This is a genomic window from Micromonospora sp. NPDC047465, from assembly GCF_040643125.1.
In the GTDB taxonomy this organism is placed as follows: Bacteria; Actinomycetota; Actinomycetes; order Mycobacteriales; family Micromonosporaceae; genus Micromonospora.
Window position 1 is genome coordinate 18,821 of record NZ_JBEYTP010000007.1, and the last position, 17,655, is coordinate 36,475.

12 protein-coding genes are annotated in these 17,655 nt (G+C 72.3%); 7 read left to right on the forward strand and 5 right to left on the reverse strand.

Translation table 11 applies throughout. From position 1 onward, the window contains the following. The first annotated feature begins 4 nt into the window (after positions 1-4). The 6 genes from cmdF to ligA all read left to right on the forward strand — a co-directional run bounded on the left by cmdF (position 5) and on the right by ligA (position 9,144). Positions 5-1,615 carry a tyrosine 2,3-aminomutase gene (cmdF, locus tag ABZ793_RS09250; protein ID WP_357454324.1) on the forward strand — a complete coding sequence of 537 codons (1,611 nt, stop codon included), beginning with the start codon at positions 5-7 and terminating at the stop codon, positions 1,613-1,615. Between the two features lie 38 nt (positions 1,616-1,653). After that, positions 1,654-3,186, forward strand: a complete 1,533-nt coding sequence (locus ABZ793_RS09255) for an FAD-dependent oxidoreductase (RefSeq protein ID WP_357454327.1) — start codon at positions 1,654-1,656, stop codon at positions 3,184-3,186. Continuing rightward, the gene (locus tag ABZ793_RS09260; RefSeq protein WP_357454330.1) at positions 3,173-4,588 is read left to right on the forward strand and encodes a condensation domain-containing protein; all 1,416 of its coding nucleotides are present in this window, start codon (positions 3,173-3,175) and stop codon (positions 4,586-4,588) included. The genes ABZ793_RS09255 and ABZ793_RS09260 overlap by 14 nt, the downstream gene beginning before the upstream one ends. Positions 4,589-4,703: 115 nt before the next feature. After that, positions 4,704-5,417, forward strand: a complete 714-nt coding sequence (locus tag ABZ793_RS09265; protein ID WP_357454333.1) for a class I SAM-dependent methyltransferase — start codon at positions 4,704-4,706, stop codon at positions 5,415-5,417. Positions 5,418-5,488: 71 nt separating this feature from the next. Beyond that, complete coding sequence (locus ABZ793_RS09270; protein ID WP_357454336.1) at positions 5,489-6,904, forward strand: nucleotide disphospho-sugar-binding domain-containing protein; 1,416 nt, start codon at positions 5,489-5,491, stop codon at positions 6,902-6,904. A gap of 92 nt (positions 6,905-6,996) precedes the next feature. After that, the gene (gene ligA, locus ABZ793_RS09275) at positions 6,997-9,144 is read left to right on the forward strand and encodes an NAD-dependent DNA ligase LigA (protein WP_357454339.1); all 2,148 of its coding nucleotides are present in this window, start codon (positions 6,997-6,999) and stop codon (positions 9,142-9,144) included. A gap of 74 nt (positions 9,145-9,218) precedes the next feature. On the opposite strand, the gene ABZ793_RS09280 is transcribed toward ligA, so the two are convergent. From ABZ793_RS09280 to ABZ793_RS09290, 3 genes are read right to left on the reverse strand one after another with little or no spacing between them, the layout of a single operon-like run. Further along, complete coding sequence (locus tag ABZ793_RS09280; protein ID WP_357454342.1) at positions 9,219-10,757, reverse strand: 4-hydroxyphenylacetate 3-hydroxylase N-terminal domain-containing protein; 1,539 nt, start codon at positions 10,755-10,757, stop codon at positions 9,219-9,221. Next, complete coding sequence (locus tag ABZ793_RS09285) at positions 10,754-11,749, reverse strand: NAD-dependent epimerase/dehydratase family protein (RefSeq protein ID WP_357454345.1); 996 nt, start codon at positions 11,747-11,749, stop codon at positions 10,754-10,756. Before ABZ793_RS09285 ends, ABZ793_RS09280 begins: the two co-directional genes overlap by 4 nt. Continuing rightward, positions 11,746-13,059, reverse strand: coding sequence for a nucleotide sugar dehydrogenase (locus ABZ793_RS09290; RefSeq protein ID WP_357454740.1), 1,314 nt, complete (start codon positions 13,057-13,059; stop codon positions 11,746-11,748). Before ABZ793_RS09290 ends, ABZ793_RS09285 begins: the two co-directional genes overlap by 4 nt. Positions 13,060-13,758: 699 nt before the next feature. On the opposite strand from ABZ793_RS09290, the gene ABZ793_RS09295 reads away from it, so the two are divergent. Beyond that, positions 13,759-14,961, forward strand: coding sequence for a class I SAM-dependent methyltransferase (locus ABZ793_RS09295; protein WP_357454743.1), 1,203 nt, complete (start codon positions 13,759-13,761; stop codon positions 14,959-14,961). Positions 14,962-15,200: 239 nt separating this feature from the next. Here the strand turns inward: ABZ793_RS09295 and ABZ793_RS09300 are convergent, their stop codons facing one another. Then, positions 15,201-16,523 (reverse strand): cation:proton antiporter, encoded by a 1,323-nt coding sequence (locus tag ABZ793_RS09300; RefSeq protein ID WP_357454348.1) that lies wholly within the window; start codon positions 16,521-16,523, stop codon positions 15,201-15,203. After that, complete coding sequence (locus tag ABZ793_RS09305; protein ID WP_357454746.1) at positions 16,520-17,626, reverse strand: carboxymuconolactone decarboxylase family protein; 1,107 nt, start codon at positions 17,624-17,626, stop codon at positions 16,520-16,522. The genes ABZ793_RS09300 and ABZ793_RS09305 overlap by 4 nt, the downstream gene beginning before the upstream one ends. Between the last annotated feature and the right edge of the window lie 29 nt (positions 17,627-17,655).

Below are 17,655 nucleotides of genomic sequence, written 5' to 3' on the forward strand. Positions count from 1 at the left end.
GAGCATGGCTCAGTTCGACAGCGCTGCCAGACCGGTGGTTCTCGACGGCGCCGGACTCACGATCGACGGCGTGCGACAGGTGGCCGAACAGGGCGCACCCTGCGTGGTGCCGGCGGAGTCGCTGGCCCGCGCGGCCGGCAGCCGGCAGCGGTTCGAGGACATCGTGCGGCAGGGCATCCCGGTCTACGGCGTGACGACCGGGTACGGCGAGATGATCTACATGCTGGTGGACCAGTCCAAGGAGGTTGAGCTCCAGACCAACCTGGTCCGCAGCCACAGCGCCGGCGTCGGTCCGCACTTCTCGGAGGTGGAGGCCCGGGCGATCGTCGCCACCCGACTCAACGCCCTGGCCAAGGGCTATTCCGCCGTGCGTCCCGAGCTGATCACCCGCCTGGAGCTGTACCTGAACCTCGGCATCACCCCGGCCATCCCGGAGATGGGCTCGCTGGGCGCCAGCGGCGATCTGGCCCCTCTGTCGCACATCGCGAGCACGGTGCTGGGCGAGGGTTACGTGCTGCGCGACGGCCGGCCGGTGCCGGCCGGGGAGGTGCTCCGCGAGCACGACATCACGCCGATGGAGCTGCGGTTCAAGGAAGGCCTCGCGCTCATCAACGGCACCTCCGCGATGACCGGACTCGGTGCCCTGGTGATCGGTCGGGCGACCGAACAGGTCCGCCAGGCCGAGATCGTCGCCGCGTTGGTCATCGAGACCCTGCAGGGATCCACCGGCCCGTTCCTCGCAGAGGGCCACGACCTTGCCAGGCCGCACCCCGGCCAGATCGACTCCGCCGCCAACATGCGTGCGTTGATGAGCGACAGCGGGCTGACCGTCTCGCATGCCAGCCTGCGGCAGCAGCTCGCCGACGAGTGGCAGCCGGACAAGGCGGTGCAGCGGACGAACATCTACATGCAGAAGGCGTACTCCCTGCGAGCGGTGCCGCAGGTGCTGGGCGCGGTGCGGGACACCCTCACCCACGCCCGGTCGACGGTCGAGATCGAGCTGAACTCCGCCAACGACAACCCGCTCTTCTTCGGCAGCGGCGAGGTCTTCCACGGCGCGAACTTCCACGGCCAGCCGGTCGCCTTCGCGATGGACTACGTCACCATCGCCCTGACGCAGCTCGGCGTGCTGTCCGAGCGCCGCACCAACCGCCTGCTGAACCGCCACCTGAACTACGGTCTCCCGGAATTCCTCGTCATGGGCGACCCGGGCCTCAACAGCGGCTTCGCCGGCGCCCAGTACCCGGCCACCGCACTTGTCGCGGAGAACCGCACGATCGGCCCGGCCAGCATCCACAGCATCCCCTCCAACGGCGACAACCAGGACATCGTCAGCATGGGCCTGATCGCCGCCCGCAACGCGCGCCGGGTCCTGGCGAACAACGACACGATCCTGGCCGTGGAACTGCTCGCTGCCGCGCAGGCGGTCGACGTCTCCGGACGGTACGCGCAGCTGAGCCGGGCCGGGCGGGCCGCCTACGAGCTCACCCGATCCATCGCACCCACTCTGCACCGCGACCGCCACATGGCCGACGACATCGCCGCGGTGGCGGCGGCGCTGAGCCGCGCGGACCTCCTCGACGCCGTCCTGCGCGCCGACGTGGTCCTGCGCTGACCGACGAACCCCTGTCCGCGACTCCTGGAGGACATGACGTGAACAACGACGGTTTCGACTACGACCTGATCGTCGTCGGTGGCGGGCCGGGCGGCTCCACGGCTGCCACGCTGGTGGCGATGCAGGGGCACCGGGTCCTGCTGCTGGAGAAGGAGACGTTCCCCCGGTACCAGATCGGGGAGTCACTGCTGCCCGCCACGATCCATGGCATCTGCCGACTGACCGGCGTCACCGACGAACTCGCCCGCGCTGGGTTCCCGGTCAAGCGCGGCGGGACGTTCCGCTGGGGACGCAATCCCGAGCCGTGGACGTTCGCGTTCGCGATCTCGCCCAAGTTCGCCAGCGAGGGTGCCACCGCCTACCAGGTCGAACGCATGAAGTTCGATCAGATCCTGCTCGACAACGCCCGCCGCAAGGGGGTCACCGTCCGTGAGCGGTGCGCCGTGGTGGACGTCCTGGAGGACGGGGACCGGGTCTGCGGCGTCCGGTTCGACGACGAGGACGGCACCCGGCGGGAGGTCCGCAGCCGCTACGTGGTGGACGCCTCCGGCCACCGCAGCCGCATTCACCAGCGGATCGGCGGTGACCGGCACTACCCGGAGTTCTTCCGCAACCTCGCGCTCTTCGGGTACTTCGAGGGCGGCAAGCGGCTTCCGGAGCCGAACAGCGGCAACATCCTCGCCGTCGCCTTCCCCAGCGGCTGGTTCTGGTACATCCCGCTGAGCGACACCCTCACCAGCGTCGGCGCCGTGCTGCGGCCGCAGGCCCTGGACCGGATCCGGGAGGGCGACCGGGAGGCGGTGCTGCGCCAGCTGATCGCCGAGTGCCCGATGATCGCCGACTACCTCGCCGACGCGACCCGGGTCGAGAGCGGCCCGTACGGCGAGGTCCGCGTCCGCAAGGACTACTCCTACATCCACGACACCTTCTCGCGGCCCGGGATGCTCCTGGTCGGCGACGCGGCCTGCTTCATCGACCCGGTCTTCTCCTCCGGGGTGCACCTGGCGACCTTCAGCGCGTTGCTCGCCGCCCGCTCCATCAACAGCTGCCTGGCCGGGGAGCTGGACGAGGAGAGCGTCTTCGAGGAGTTCGAGGCGCGCTACCGCCGCGAGTACAGCCTCTTCCACGACTTCCTGGTCGCCTTCTACGACATGCACCAGGACGAGGAATCGTACTTCTGGACGGCGAAGCAGATCACCGACGACAACGTCGCCGGCGCCGTCGAGGCGTTCGTGCAGCTGGTCGGCGGCGCCGGGTCGCAGGAGCGGGCGTTGGTCGACGCCGAGTCGTACATCCAGCGCCGGGAACCGGCGTTCCGGCAGCTCGCCGAGGTCGTCCAGGGGCCGGTCTCCGAGGCGGGCGAGGACCGCAACCTGCTCGGCGCGTCGATGCTCAGGGAGGTCCTCAAGGAGGGGGTTCGCGTGCAGACCCAGGCAGCTCTGGGCGGCAACGTCGACGATCTGCACCCGCTCCGGCCGGGCGGCCTGATCCCGTCCGCCGACGGCATGCGGTGGCGCCGGCCGGCCGGCGACGAGGCGGCGGCCGGGGGCTCGGCCCATGCCGGCGGATGACCACCGTCCGGCAGCGTCCCTGTGGACGCTGCCGGACGGCGTCGCGCCCGGCGCGCCGGAACACGTCCCGGAGCCGGCATCCGGACCGGACGAGCCGTTCGCGCTCTCCCGGCAGCAGGAGTTCCTCCGCATGGTCGACGGAGGCGACGACGCCGGCCCGTTCGGGCCGCGGTACACCATCGTCGGTGGCTGGCGGATCACCGGACCGCTCGACGTCGCGACACTCCGGGCAGCACTCGCGGACGTGGTCGAGCGGCACGAGTCCCTCCGCACGTCGATCGTCCGGGAGCCGGGCAACGTCCACCAGCGCGTGCGGCCCGCCCGGGCACCCCGCCTCGAGGTCGAGGTCCTCCCCACCGAGCCGGCGGCCCGCGACGAACGGGCGGAGCTTCTGCTCAACGACGTGGAGTCCCGCCCGGTACGGATGGACCAGTGCCCCACGCTGCACGCCCGGCTCGGTCGCTTCGACGACCGTGACGCGGTCCTCGTGCTCGCCGCCCACCACACGGGCGTCGACGGCTGGTCGATCCAGGTGGTGCTGCGGGACCTTGCGCTCTGCTACGCCGCGCGGCGCGCCGGACGGCGACCGGACCTTCCCCCGGTGCGTCAGTACCGCGAGTACGTGCAGTGGCAGCGGCGCGTCGCCGCCTCGCCGACGTTCGCCGCCGCCCGCCGGTACTGGGGGCAGCGGCTGCGCGGGGCGGCGGTGACGCCGGTCCGGATGGACCGACCCCGTGGGGACCAGCGCCCGGACGTCACGTCGTGGTACCGATTCCTCTACGAGGACGATCTGCGCCGCCGGGTGCAGGCCTACGCCACCGCCCGGCGCTGCACCCCGTTCATGGTCATGGCCGCGGCCTACGTGCGGTACCTCGCCGACACCACCGGCCGCGCCGACGTGGTCATGCCGACCTTCACTCCCGGCCGGCGGCCGGCCTGGACGCTCGACATGGTCGGTTCCTTCTTCAACCTGTTGCCGCTGCGGGTACGGACCGACGGCTGCGTCGGCTTCGACGACCTGCTCGACCGGGTTCGGACGGCCTGCCTGGAGGCGTACCGCAACGAGATCCCCTTCGTGGACCTGCTGGGCGTGGCGCCGGAGCTGATGGGCGCCGCCGCCGGTGAGGAGCACGCGGCTTGCGTGTTCCAGCTGGTGCAGTCACCGTTCATGGCCGTCGGCGAGCGTGTCGGCGACCTCACCTACCAGGCGATGCGGCGCCGGTTGCGCTCGCAGCCGGTGGGCTCACAGATCCCGGACGGGGCACTGTGGGCGGTGGAGTTCGACGTCGGAGGCGGCATCGTGGGCAGTGTCGGGTACTGCCGCGGCCAGTTCCGGGCGGAGACGGTGACCGAGCTGGTGGCGGGCTACCGGGACACCCTCGCCCGTGCGCTGCGGACCTAGGCCGGCAGCGGGCAGACCGGAAGATGCCCGCGCAGCCGGGCCGACACGGCGATCAGTACCGGTGCGACGCGACGCCCTGGCGTCGTCGTGCCGGGACGAGAAACCGGAGGTGATGATGCCTGTCGAGGCAGCACGATCCACGTTCTACGACCTTGTCCACGTCGACAGCAGCCGGGACCACGCGGTGGAGGCACAGGCTCTGCTGCGTATCGTCCGGGCCCGTCACCCGGACGCCTCGTCGGTGCTCGACGTGGCGTGCGGCGCGGGCGAACATCTGCGACACCTGATTCCGCACGTCGCCGTCGCCGAGGGCGTCGCCGTCGACGCTCCGATGGCGGCCGCGGCCCGCCAGGCGCTGCCGGGCACCACCATCCACGAGGCGGAGCTGCCGCACCTCGACGTGGGCCGCACGTTCGACGTCGTCACATGCCTGCACGACGCCCTGGCGCGGTTCCCGTTGTCGGGCTACCGGACCGTCCTGCGGGCGCTGGCCCGGCACCTGGCGCCCGGCGGGCTGATGATCCTCGCTCCGATCTGGATGCCGGACCAGGCGACCCGGAGGACCGCCCGCGAGGCGCTGACGCGCGCCGAGGACGGCCGTCCGGTCACGCACATGGCGCGGGGGACACCCCGCGACGGCGCCCATCGCCTCGAGCGGCACTTCCTCGTCGCCGACGGGGACAGCGTCCGGCACGTCGAGGACACCCGGGTGCTGCGGGCGTTCGGCCGCCGTGAGCACCTCAGTGCGCTCGCGGCGGCCGGCTGCGGCGGCGACTTCCTCTCCGCCGGCCTGGCCGGGCGGAGGCTCCTCATCGGTGTGCGGCGCTGAGCGGCGGGATCGTCCCCGTTCCCGGCACCGCACCCCCACATCCTGATTCCGAACGCCCGCGAGGGAGAGACATGCGCGTCCTGTTCGCCATCGACCCGTCGATCGCCCACCTGTACCCCATGGTGCCCACCGCGTGGGCGCTGCAGAACGCTGGCCACGAGGTGCGCCTCGCGTCCTTCGGCGGCTTCGCCGACCGCATCGCCGCCACCGGCCTGACCCCGGTCCCGCTCGGTGACGCGTCGTGGGCCGCCCGAATCTCGGACGATCCGCTGGAGCCGCACGGCCCGGAGGAGGCCCAGCGGTACGCGGAGGCTCTCGGCCTCAACCCGGAGGAGCGCGAGTACTGGTACCTCTTCTACCAGTACCTCCTGACCCCGACCGGGGACTACCTGCGCCCCGACCGGCCCGAGCCCCACGCCCTCATCGAGTTCGCCCGGACGTGGCGTCCCGACCTGATCATCTGGGACCTGACCCAGGCCGCCGGCGCGGTCGCGGCCCGGGTGTGCGGCGCGGCCCACGCCCGGCTCGTGTTCGCGTACGACCCGTCGGGCTGGAGCCTCGACCGCCTGGCCGCCGGTCGGGACGCCCTCGTCGCCGCGGGCCTCGACGAGAACCCGCTCGCCACCCTGGTCCGCCCGCTCGCGGAGAGCTACGGCGTGGAACTCGACGAGGAGTTGCTGGTCGGGCAGTGGACGATCGACACGGCGCCGCCTGGGCTCGGCCTGCCGACCCGCACCCGGAAGGTTCCGCTGCGGTACGTGCCCTACAACGGCGCGGAGCCGGTGCCGGACTGGTTGCGGGAGCCGCCGCGGCGACCCCGGATCTGTCTCACCCTCGGCGAGTCCTACCGGCGCTTCATCCGCGGCGACTGGAACCGGACGCCGATGCTGCTCGACGCCCTCGCCGACCTGGACGTCGAGGTCGTCGCCACGCTCAACGACGTCCAGCTCGACGGGTACACCCCGCCGGCGAACGTGCGGACGGTCGAGTACCTGCCGCTCAACCAGCTCCTGCCGACCTGCTCGGCCGTCATCCACCACGGCGGCCTCGGCACCTTCCAGGCCGCCGTGGCCAGCAGAGTGCCGCAGCTCGTCTGCGACACCCTGGAGTCCATCATGCTGCGGGTGGAGGAGGACGCGCCGGAGGCGGAGCCGGACGACGTCGGGGTCTACCGCTCCGGCGTGGAGTACGGCGTCCGGGAGGCGGAGGCGCGAGAGGAGCCCACGGTCCGTTGGGTGATGCCGGCGAAGAAGCTCGAAGCCACCCCGGTGGCGAACTATGTGGTCTCCCGGGGTGCCGGCGTGCGGCTGGACCACCAGACCCAGTCGGTGGCGGAGCTGCGGGAGGCGATCCTGGCCGTGCTCACCGAGCCGTCCTACCAGCAGGGCGCCGAGGCGATCTATGATGTCTGGCGCGCCATGCCGAGCCCCAACGATGTCGTGCCGGTCCTTGAGAGCCTCGCGTTGGACGCCCGAAATCGCCGATGACAGCTGACCGGGCAGTCGTCTCAGCCCGCCCGGACCCGAGGCCCGCCCTCGCGGGCGGGCTGACGGCCGAGTTGAGGAGGCACCCGCCCGCCATGACCGACACGCAGACCGATCCGTCGCCCGAGGCCCCGGCACCGGTCGTGGACGCCGAGTTCGCCGTACCCTTCCCGGACCGGCCCGCGTACGCCGATGCCGTCGCCGCGGTCCGCGCCGCCGCCGTGGCGTACCACAACGGCAGTGACCTGTTGATGGACGACGCGGCCTATGACGCGTTGCTGGCGCGGGTCGAGGCGACCGAGGCGACGCGGCCGGACTGGACGGCGGCGGACTCGCCGTCCGGGACGGTGGCCGCCGGCGTGGCGGCGCACGGCGACGTGGAGCACAGCGAACCGATGCTCGGCCTGGACAACGTCTTCGGCGAGGAGCAGCTGCGCCGGTGGGCCGACCGCCTGGAGAAACTGCTCGGTCACCCGGTGGCCGCCTTCGTGGTCGAACCGAAGATCGACGGCCTCGCGATCGCGGCCTGGTACGTCGACGGCCGGCTGGTCCGGGTCGCGACCCGCGGCGACGGACGGGCGGGGGAGGACGTGACCGGCCAGGCCCGGCGCGCGGTCGGGCTGCCGGGACAGCTCGCCCGACCGGTCACGATCGAGGTCCGCGGCGAGGTCTTCATGACCGACGAGGACTTCGCGATCGCCAACGAGATGCGCACCGGGCACGGCGAACCTCCCTTCGCCCACCCCCGCAGCGCCGCAGCCGGCACCCTGCGGGCCGAAGGACGGGCCTACGACGCGCCGCTGTCCTTCATCGCCTACGGGATGCGCGGCGCGGTGACCGAGCCGACCGGGGAGGCGTCGCATTCGACCGAAATGACGGCGCTGGCCGACCTGGGCGTGCGGACCACCCTTGCCGCATCCGTGCCGCTGGCGGTCTGCCCCACCCTCGACGAGGTGCTTGCCGCCGTGGAGGCGCTGCGTGCCGCCCGCAGTACGATCGGGTTCGGTGTCGACGGCGCGGTCGTCAAGGTCGACGGCACGCGGGACCGGGAGTTGGCCGGCTCGTCGAGCCGTGCCCCCCGCTGGGGCGTGGCGTACAAGTTCCCCGCGGACACCCGGACCACGAGACTGCTGGGCATCGAGGTGCAGATCGGTCGTACCGGCGTGGTCACCCCCGTGGCGGTGCTCGAGCCCGTGCAGATCAGCGGTGTCACCGTCACGTCGGCGACCCTGCACAACTTCGACGATCTGACCCGGCGCAACGTGCGGGTGGGGGACGTCGTCTTCGTCCGCCGGGCGGGCGACGTCATCCCGGAGATCACCGGCGCCAAGCTCGACGAACGCGACCCGGCCTCGGCGCCGTACGAGCCGCCGGGAAGTTGTCCACGCTGCGGCGGGGAGCTCGACCGGACGCAGAAGCGCTGGCGGTGCGTGCGTGGACGGGCCTGCGGCGCCCACGAGGCGTTGGCCTACTTCGCCACCCGGGACGCGATGGACATCGAGGGTCTCGGCGACAAGATCATCCAGATGATGGTCGCCGCCGGTCTGGTCACCGATCCGGCCGACCTCTACGATCTCGAACCGGCCGCCCTGGTCACCCTCGACAGGATGGGGAGCGTCTCGGCGGCGAAACTCGTCGCGAGCATCCAGGCGTCCAGGCAACGCCCCCTGTCCCGGGTGCTGATCGGTCTCGGTGTGCGCATGACCGGCCGGGCCCTCTCCCGCCGGATAGCCCGGCACTTCGGCTCGATGCGGGCACTGCTCGACGCGAGCGTCGAGGACCTGCAGCGGGTGGAGGGCGTCGGCCCGGACCGGGCCGCCACGATCGCCGCCGACCTCGTCGAACTCACCCCCGTGATCGACAAGCTCGTCGCGCGTGGCGTCAACATGGTCGAGCCAGGAGCGGCGTCCCCGGGCAAGGCGGGTCCCGCCGCCCCCGGGCCGGTCGCGGCGCCGCTACGCCGGCCCGACGGAGCCCCGATGCGGGTCGTCGTGACCGGTGCCGTGCCCGGGCTCAACCGCAACGAGGGCAACGAGGCGGTCGAGCGACTGGGTGGGACCGCCTCGTCGTCGGTCTCCGCCCGGACCGACCTGGTCGTGGTCGGGGAGGGCGCCGGCTCCAAGGCGGACAAGGCGGCAGCGCTGGGCGTACGGGTCATGCCGGCGGCCCGGTTCGCGGCCCTGATCGCGGCTCACGGCGCCGGGGACGCGGAGACGGTCGCCGAGATCATGGCGGGCAGCTGACCCGGGACGAACGGCGCGTGCCGCGCCCGCGGACGGGCGCGGCACGCGCGGTGTGACGGTCGGGGGCGTGCGGGTCAGGGCCCGTCGCGCATCGGCCACGGCCCGTCGTACGACGTCAGGTCCGGGACCCGCCAGCCGTCGAGGTCGTACTCGTCGAGGCACGCGTCGGCGAGCGCCTTGTACCGGTCCAGATCCCCGCCGGCCATGGCGCCGGCCAGCAACTCGATCCGGGTGTTCTCGTGGTTGCCGGCGTAGTTGCGCTCGTACAGCTCGTGCCGGCCGCCGAACTCGGAGCCGACGGCGTCCCACAGCAGCTTCATCACCTTGACCCGGTCGACCGCCTCGACGCCCTGCGAACCGCGCAGGTACCGGTCGAGGTACGGTCGCAGCTCCGGGTTACGGAAGTCCTCCGTGCCGGAGTTGACGTAGATCAGGCCGCTGGCCACGTCCTGCAGGATGATCTCCCGGACCCGGGGGTAGCCGACCTGCATGAACCATCGGTATGCCATGCCGTACCGGGGGTTCGGTAGGACGGCGCCGTCGTGCCAGGGCACCGGCTCGCGAGCGGCCGCCTCGGCCAGCCCGCGGAACAGGTTGCGCCACGCCAGCACCTCGCCCAGCCGGCTCTGCACGCCCCTGAAGTCCGCGGTGCCGGTCGTCTCGAGCGCCTTGGCCAGCAGGCCGGCCAGGAACTCCAGCTTCACCGAGAGCCGGACAGATCCGTGGAAGGTGAACCGCTCGGTGAAGCCCGACCGCCCCGCGAACGTCTGCACCTTGGCCAGGTCGCCGTAGACGAAGACGTTCTCCCACGGGATCAGGACCTGATCGAGGACGAGGATCGTGTCGTTCTCGTCCAGCCGGGACGACAACGGGTAGTCGAACGGGCTTCCCGTCACGTTCGCGGTGGCCGTGTAGGACGGGCGGCAGATCAGCTTGACCCCCGGCGCGTCGGTGGGCACGGCGGCCACCAGCGCGAATTCCCGCTTGGCCACGGGAAGGCCGTAGTGGGCGACGAAGATGTGGTCGGTCAGGGCCGAACCGGTGGCGACCACCTTGGCGCCGCTGACCACCACACCCGCGTCGGTCTCCCGCTCGACGTGCACGAACACGTCCGCCACCTCGTCCGGCCGACGCGATCGGTCCACCGGTGGGTGGACGATGGCGTGGCTCCAGTAGAGCACCTTCTCCTGCGACTGCCGGTACCAGCGTCGCGCGTTGTCGCCGAAGGGCTCGTAGAAGGCGGCGTTGGCGCCCAGGGTGCCGAGGAACGACGCCTTGTAGTCGGGGCTGCGCCCCAGCCAGCCGTAACTCATCCGGGCCCAGGCGGCGATGGCGCCCGCGTCGGCGACCAGGTCCTCCGCGCTGCGTGGGGTCGTGAAGAACCGGTGCGTGTAGCCGTCGCTCCCCGGAGCGTCGCAGGCCGTGGTGAGCACCGGACGGTGCTCCTCGGCGTGCAGCGCGTCGTACAGCCGCGCCGTCATCCGGACCGGGTTGCGGAAGCCGGGATGGACCGTCACGTCACGGATCCGCTCACCGTGGAGGTAGACCGCCCGACCGTCGCGCAGCGACTCGACGTACTCGTCCCCGGTGAGCGGACGTGTCCTGGCGCTCACCGGCCGGCACCGCTGTCGGGCAGGGCCAGCCACCACGGGTTGGCGCGCGCCCACTCCACGGTGCGCGTCAGGCCCTCCCGCAGCCGCGTCTGCGCGCTCCAGCCGAGGAGCGTCCTCGCTCGGGTGGCGTCGGGGATGCGCCGTGGCAGGTCCTGGTACGCGGCGCCGAGCTGCTTCGCCGTGTCGGCGGCGACGGCGCTCTGCGCGGCTCCGCTCACGGCGCCCACGAGAGCGACGGCCTCGGCGATGGTGGTCTCCCGCATGCTGCCGATGTTGAACGCCTCGCCGATGCCCCGGTCGCAGGCTCCGACGAGGATGGTGCCCTCGACGGCGTCGGCGACGTACGTGAAGCTGCGGGTCTGCCGTCCCTGGTCGTAGACGATCGGCGGCCGGCCGTTCAGTGCCCGGTGGACGCTGCGGCTGATCACGTAGGCGGGCCGCTGGCGGGGACCGTAGACGTTGAAGTAGCGGACGACGGACGCGGCGAGGCCGTGCTGCTGCACGAAGCCGAAGGTGAGGTGTTCGGCGAGCCCCTTGCTGGAGGAGTAGCACCACCGCTGGGCGGTGGTCGGGCCGAGGACCCGGTCGGCGTCCTCGCTCCAGGGCACGGCAGGATTCTTGCCGAAGACCTCGCTGGTGCTGGCGACGACGACCCGCGCCCCGACCTCCGTGGCCCGCTCCAGCACCCGCATCGTCCCGACGAAGTTGGTGTCGATCACCTCCAGCGGGTCGCTCAGGTAGGTGTCCACGCCGACCGCCGCGGCGAGGTGGTAGACCAGGTCCACCCCGGGGGCGATCGCCTCCGCCAGCCGGTCCGGGTCGCGGATGTCCCCTCGGACGTGCCGGGTGTGCCGGCGCAGCAGGTCGAGGTGCGGTGCCGGGTCGCCGCCGTCCAGGACGGTCACGTCCGCCCCGGCGGTGACGAGCCGCTCCGCGAGGTGACTGCCGATGAAGCCGTGTCCTCCCGTGACGACGACCCGGGGCGCGCTCATCGGCCCACCCCGCGGTAGGTGTAGCCCAGTCGTTCCAACATGGCGATCTCCTCCTTGGGCAGGTAGGCGCGACCGTCGAGGACGAGGCAGCCTTCGGCGACGGGCAGCTCGGCGAAGTCGAGGGACCTGAACTCCCTATGCATGGCCAGCAGGGCGACGCAGTGCGCGTCGCGCACCGCCTCCTCGACCGTCGCCGTGACGGGTAGCCCGAAGGTCTCGCGTGCGTGGACCGGGTCGACCAACGGATCGTGGATTCGCACCCGCACGCCCGCGGCCGACAGAGCGTCGACCACGCCGCGGGTCGGCGTGGCGCGCAGGTCCCCTGTGTCGTTCTTGAAGGCCAGCCCCAGGATCGCCACCGTCGCCGCCGACGGGGCCACCCCGCGGGCCGCGAGGTCGTCCAGGACCAGCCGGGCGGCGTAGCCGGGCATCTGCTGGTTGACCTCGCGACCCACCCGCGCGGTAGCGATGTCCAGCCCGTGCCGGCGGGCGGACCGCCACACCATCCAGGGATCCTTCGTCAGGCAGGAACCGCCGACGCCGACGCTCGGTCGCAGGATGTTCACGTGTCCGTTCCCCTTCGGGATGGAGTTGGCGGCGCTGATGACGTCCAGCACGTCCACCCCGAACAGGTCGCAGAACATGGCCAGCTCGTTGGCGAGGGCGATGTTGAGGTCGATCCACCAGTTGTCGGCGAGCTTGACGACCTCGGCCGCCTCCAGGGAGTCCTGGGTGAGGACCTTGGTCCCGAGCGCGTGGCCCAGGAAGTCCGCTGCGGCCCGGGTGCTGTCGGGGTCGAGGCCACCGACGACGACCGGCAGGGTCTGCAGCTCGGTCATCGCGGTCCCCTCGGCCAGGCGTTCGGGCGCGAAGGCCAGGGCGAAGTCTGCCCCGGCCCGCAGGCCGCTCGCCTCCAGCAGGGGACGGACGAGGTCCCGGGTCGTTCCCGGAGGGACGGTGCTCTTGAGAATCACCAGTTGTCCCGCGCGCAGGTGCTGGGCCAGTGCCGTGCAGGCGGCGCGTAGGTGGTCGTCGGCCAGCGATCCGTCGGACCGTACCGGCGTGGCGACCGTGAGGAGGACGACGTCGGCCTCCGTCGACGCGCGGTGGTCGGTCGTCGACCGGAGACGGCCGCTGCCGACCCCGGCCTGGATGCGGTCGGCGAGCCCTGGCTCCCGCAGCGGCGTGGTGCCGCTGTTCAGCCGGTCCACGAGGTCGGCGTCGGTGTCGATTCCGATGACGTGGAGACCGCGGTCGGCGAGCGTCGCGGCGACGCACGACCCGACGTAGCCCATGCCGACGACGGCCACGGTGGTTCGCGTACCCACGTCAGGTCCTCTCGGCCCGGGGCGCGGAGGCCCCTGCCGTCGGGCGGTTCGGCGGACCCGGCACGCCGCCCGGTGATGTGGCCCTGGCCATGCGCGTCTCCTCATCCTCGGTACACAAGACCAACTCCCGGTCCGACGCTGTTGCCGCAGCGTCGGACCGGGAGAAACGCCGGGGGGATCGGCAGCCATTGGCCGCAGTCTCTGCAGACGGTGAACTGGGGATACGCTGCGTCCCGCCCGATGCCAACCGATCCTCGTTCCCGGGCCGAGCCGCCGGCATCTTCCCCGTTGCGGTGCCGACCGGTCGGCGACCCCACGGGCGGCCCCGGACCGGGCCCGTCGCCGGCCACCGTCGCGCGGCCTCGGACCGGGCGTGCCGCCGCACATCCCCGGGTCGAGCACCCTGAGAAATGCCGGGAGGTCCGCGGTGCCGCGACGATGGCGGTGCGACGGCGGAAGGGCCGCCTCCCGCACCATCGTCGGCACCTGCTCAGGGCCGCTGCCGACGCCGCGACGCCACCGCCTCTCGGACCGGCGTCGACGTGTGCCGTTGCCGTATCTGGTCATCCGCCGGTTCGGCGGGGCGGCGGCAGGCGCGGGCGACCGACGGTGTGCGACACCGTGAAGGAGCATGACGACGTGAATGGCCGCGAGCTGGTGTCAGCCGCCCCGGCATGCCGACTGTGTGCGGGGCCCGTGCGGGAGTGGGTGGATCTCGGAAGGCAGCCGGTCTCCAACGCCTTCCTCATGCCCGGGGAAGTCGACTCCGAGACCTTCTTCCGGCTGGCGGTGGGCATCTGCGCCGACTGCACGATGGTGCAGCAGCTGGAGCCGATGCCGACGGACAACATGTTCCGGCCGGACTACCCCTACCGGTCGTCCACCTCCGCCGGCCTGTGCAGCCACTTCGAGGAGGTGGCCCACCTGCTGCGGGACACCGAGCTGACCGGCGTCGACGACCTGGTCGTCGAGATCGGCAGCAACGACGGCATCATGCTCCGTAGGCTCAGCGCCGCGGGCGTACGGCATCTCGGGGTCGACCCGTCCGCCGGCGCCGCCGCGGCCGCGGCCGCCAGCGGGGTCAGGGTCAGGGTCGACTTCTTCGACGAGCGCTCCGCCGCTGAGATCCTCGCCACCGATGGTCCCGCGAAGGTCATCTTCTCGGCGAACACGGTCAGCCACGTCGCCGACATCGACACGGTCTTCCGCGGGGTCGACCGGTTGCTCACGGCCGACGGGATCTTCGTTTTCGAGGACCGGTACGTCAGCGACATCGTCGAGTTCGCGTACTTCGACCAGATCTACGACGAGCACTTCTACCTGTTCGCCGTACGGTCGGTGGACGCGATGGTGGCCCGGCTCGGCTTCGAGCTGGTCGACGTGGAGCGCATCCCGATCCACGGCGGGTCGGTGCGCTACACCGTCGCCCGTCCCGGCTCCCGCGAGCGCCGGCCGAGTGTGGCGCGCATGGTCGACGAGGAGGCCCGCTACGGCATCGGAGAGCACGAGACGTACCTCCGCTTCGGCCGACAGATCGAGCGCATCCGTACGGATCTGGTCGCACTCCTGACCGACCTGCGTGACGCGGGCCGGCGGGTGGTCGGCTACGGCGCCACGTCCAAGAGCGCGACCGTCACCAACTACTGCGGAATCGGACCCGACCTGGTGCCGTTCATCTGCGACACCACACCGGAGAAGCAGGGCCGTCTGTCGCCGGGCGCACACATTCCGGTACGTCCCTACGCGGCGTTCTCGGACCCCTATCCCGACTACGCCCTGCTGCTCGCCTGGAACCACGCGGAGGAGATCATGGCCAAGGAGCGCCAGTTCGTCGAGCAGGGTGGCCGGTGGATTCTCTACGTCCCCCACGTCCGCATCGTCTGAGCCAGGTTGCCACACCCGAGCCGGTCCCACCGCCCCGCCTCGGCGCCGATTCCGGGGGACACCACGGACGGAGAGCCGCGTCGGAGGGGAACCAGCCACGCCGTGCGGCGGCCCGGATTCCGGACCGCCGCGCCCGTGCGTACGCGTCGTCCCGGGCGTGGAGGTCGTCGGCCTCGTCGGTCGCGGCCGGCAGACGGCGACGGCCGCGGACCGTGGTCCGCGGCCGTGACCGGACGTGGCTATCGAGACGCCTGCGACGCCGGCGCGGGCTCCCTGCCCTCGATACGCAGCAGCCGGCGCCGCTCCTCCGGTTCGACCCGCACCCGCCGGAGCGTCACCCGCAGCATCGGTGGCGCCATCACCGAGGTCACGATCGCCACGAGGATGACGATGGTGTACATGTCCACGTCGAAGACGCCCAGCCGCAGACCCACCATCGCCACGATCACCTCCACCACGCCGCGGGCGTTCATGCCCGCCCCGACGGCCAGTCCCTCCCAGCTCGTCAGCCCACTGAGCCGCGCACCCAGGTAGGCGCCCGCGAACTTGCCGGCAATGGCCACGGTGACCACCGCCGCCGCAGTCAGCGCGAGGTCGGGGTCGCGCAGTGCCGTCAGGTCCATTCGCAGACCGGCGCTGGCGAGGAAGATCGGCGCGAGCACGGTGAGCACGACCGTCCGTAGCGGCGCGAGCTTCGCCGGATCCGGGACGCGGATGAGCAGGCCCGCGACGAACGCCCCGAGCGCGGCCTCCATGCCCAGCCCGTGGGTCAGCCCCGCACCGATCAGCACGACGACCACGGTGGCGGCGACCGTGGGTCCCGCCTCGTCCGACCGGGCCACGCGCCGCATCACCGCTCGCACCAGGACCCGGCCGACGGTCGACACGAAGATGACGAAGCCGACCAGTGCCGCGACCGACATGGCCACCGAGCCGGCGCTCACGCCGACCGTGGCGGCCGCGACCAGAAGTGAGAGCAGGAACCAGCACACCGCGTCGTCGACGGTGCCCGCCATGAGGATGAGCTGGCCCACGGTGCGGTGCAGAAGGCCCATGTCGGTCAGGGTCTTGGCGATGACAGGCAGCGCGGTCACTCCCATCGCCACGGCGAGGAAGAGCGCGAACAGCACCCGGTCGGCCGTCCCGTCACCCGCCGGCGCGGTCATCAGCAGCCCGAGGCCGGCCCCACCGAGCAGCGGCAGCAGCAGTCCGCACAGGCTCACCACGACCGCGGTACGCCGCTTGCTGCGCAGCATACCCAGGTCGAGGTGGGTGCCGGTGATGCCGACGAGGAGCAGCACGCCGAACTGCCCGACCGCGTCGATCAGGTGCATGTCACCGGCTTCGGTGGGCAACAGGAGCCGGGCCGCCTGCGGGAACAGGTGCCCGAGCAGGGAGGGGCCGAGAAGCACCCCGGCGAGCAGCTCGCCGACGATGGCGGGCATGCCGACCCGGGCGGCCAGCCGTCCGAGGACCCGGGCCGTCAGTAGCAGGACGGTGACGGCGATCAGGAAGACGAGCAGGGTCTCCGGTGCCAGCGGCGGGATGACCTCCAACGTCATCCCCTCCGCTCTCTGGGCGGCACCGCGCCCGGGGCGCCCTGCCACGCGGCCTGTAGCTGCCGCCCGGCGGCCCGGGCCGCCGCCAGGCTGGCCCAGGAGACCAGCTCCAGCAGGCGGCGGTCGTCGCAGCTGCCCAGCCGGGTGCCCGCCACCATGGCGTCGGTGACCCGGTAGGAGAAGAAGGCGGCGGTCAGGGCCAGGCGCCCACCCGCCCGGTCCGACTTCGGCAGGGTCTCGAGCGACGCCTCCAACCCGGCCCGGTCCGTGACCGCGCGCAGGCCCGCCGGGCCGGCCAGGAGGTCCAGCAGAAGCCCCCGAACGGATGCGGGAACGACACGTTCCGCGGCATCGTCGACGGCGGCACTGGCCCGGGCGAAGGCGGTGGTCAGGCTGGCGTTCGGGCGGGCCCAACCGAGATCGGGCGGCAGCGGCGCCGGCGGCAGCAGGTCGAGGTCCGCTCCGGGGGCGACACCCCGGCGAGCGAGCCGGGCCATCGTCACGGCGGCGAGCCAGCGCGCGACCCGGGCCGCGCGCGGAGTCATCGCGACGGGCAGCGGGGACGGGGCCAGGAAGACGTTCACCATGCGATTGAGGTAGTGGAACAGCACCGCGACACCGATGAGTTCCGGTATCTCGGCGGGATCCACCCGTGGCGGGAGCACCGCCCCGGCGGGGGTGCCGTCGTGGCGGAACCACTCGACGATCGCCCGCAGCCGCGGCTCGGTGACCTCGGTGAGCCGGTCGTCGATCAGGGCGCGGGCGTCCGGCCCGCGCAGCAGCCCTCGCAGGGCGCTGCCGTGAACGTCCACGCAGTACGGGCAACGGTTGGCCAGGGACACCGCCGCGGCCACCGCCTCCTTCGTGTCACGCCGGACCAGACCGTCGACCAGCAGTGCCTCCCGCAGCATCAGCCAACAGGCGGCGAGCACGGGGGGAGAGGCGGCGTGCAAGGTCACCGGCGGCGCGAGCAGGCCGAACTCCCGTTCGAGCCGCCGGTAGACGTGCCGGACCGCGGCGGGCGCACCCCGCGCCGGCACGGGGCTCAGGTGCTCGATGTGGCTCTGGGTGATCTCACGGGTCAGCCGGGCGAGCAGGGCGCCCATGGGCACCCCGCCGCCCTGAGTCGAGCCGC